The sequence below is a fragment of the Patiriisocius marinistellae genome (assembly GCF_009014635.1).
In the GTDB taxonomy this organism is placed as follows: domain Bacteria; phylum Bacteroidota; class Bacteroidia; order Flavobacteriales; family Flavobacteriaceae; genus Patiriisocius; species Patiriisocius marinistellae.
This window is the reverse complement of the sequence record NZ_BKCF01000023.1, coordinates 1-1,702: the sequence shown is the minus strand read 5'-3', so window position 1 is coordinate 1,702 and position 1,702 is coordinate 1. Positions and strand designations below refer to the sequence as shown.

Genomic DNA, 1,702 nt, shown 5'->3' with positions numbered 1-1,702 from the left:
GAACCGTAGATACTACGTATGGAACAGTTGCAGGAACAGACAATGATGGTGAATTCAATACACAAGCAGGAGATACTGTTACAGTAACGTATGATGATGTTTTTGATGCTACAGGATCAGATCCTGCACCAGTTACAGATACAGATATTGTAGGTGACTTGCCAGATTTTGGACCAACAATATTTACAGGAAATACAACTATTATTGGAGGTACAGGAGTAATTGATTTTAGAGTTTTTGTTGCAGAATACAATGGAAGGTTTTCAAATGGAACAGATCCAGTAGAACTTAGAATTATAAAGAATTCTGATTTAGTTGTTTCATTTGATAATACATTAACCACACTTAATGGAAGTTCAGTGAATAATCAGGATTGGATTTTCGACGATAGTCATCCTTCTCTATATAAATTTACGTATGTAGGAAATGGAGGGGTTTTTGAAGGGGCGACAGCTTCTAATATTGGAATTAATGCAGTGTATAATCCACCAATGAGTACAAATGGATCATTTCCTGTGAAAGTTACAGTAAAATACTTCTCAGGTGGAGAAATAAACAACTCAAATAACGATGATTTCGATTATATTGAGTACAATAACAACTAATAATAACCACGGTTATCATGGATAAAGTTAAAATATATAATATGAAAAAGTTAGCATTTTTAGCGATGTTTTTCATCGCAGGATTCACAGGTTTCTCACAATCTGTGTCTCTTCCAGAAGCTACAATTAATCCCGCACCATTGGAGTCGCTGGAAAATAACGGTACTGGTGTTGCAGGGTTTACATTCGCTGAATCATCAGGAATTGATGTTCCAGCATCTGCTTTTGGATTACCAAACGTAACTATTAGTGTAAATCTTCAATATATTGAACTTACTAATGGTGATATTAATGGGATAACAGGTACTCTTTTAAACTATTTTGATGTAAGTTATGATGCAATAACTAACATTATTACATTTCAGCAGAGTACATTAATTCCCGGAGATGCTTTTGCTTCTATACAAATACCAATTACTGTAATTCAAAATTCTTCTCAACAAGAAGCTTTTAATGGATTTAATGCAAATATTGCTGCAATTGATAGAGACACAAATGCTGAAGGTAATGCTGCTACATTTACATATACTTCAGATGACCAAATTAACGTAACTAAAGCTCAAGTTTCGGTTTCTGGATCAGCAGAGTTAGGTGACATTATTACTTATTTAATAACTATTGAAAATACAGGTAATACTGCACTTACGAACGTATTACTCACAGATGCAAATGCCGTATTAGATCAATCATTTGATAATCCTATTCCAGAATTACTTGCAGGTGCAATTATGGAGGTTGATGCTACACATACTATTACTCAAGAAGATATCAATATGGGTTTTGTTGAGAATAGTGCAGTTGCATTAGGTAGTAGCCCAACAGGTGTAAATAATGTAGGTGATATTTCAGATACTTCTACTGATACAGATGGAAATGATATTATAGATAATGAATTAGTTGAAACTCCTAATGGAGATGGTAGTACTAATAATAATGCAACAGATGACCCAACAGTTACACCTTTAGAAAGAGCAGGAAGCTTAAGTGTTATTAAGAGTCAAACGAATGCTGCTGGCGGATTAGGTGATGTTATCACATACGATATTGAAGTAACAAACACAGGAAACACTACATTGACAAATGTTGTTGTAACAGAT

2 protein-coding genes are annotated in these 1,702 nt (G+C 34.1%); both read left to right on the top strand.

The window, feature by feature from the left end; genetic code table 11:
- Positions 1-605, top strand: a 605-nt coding sequence (locus GB234_RS15110) for a hypothetical protein (protein ID WP_172966910.1), incomplete at its 5' end; no start/stop codon positions are given.
- A gap of 41 nt (positions 606-646) precedes the next feature.
- On the top strand, positions 647-1,702 hold a 1,056-nt coding region (locus GB234_RS14955; protein ID WP_208997336.1), incomplete at its 3' end, for a CLIPPER-2 domain-containing protein.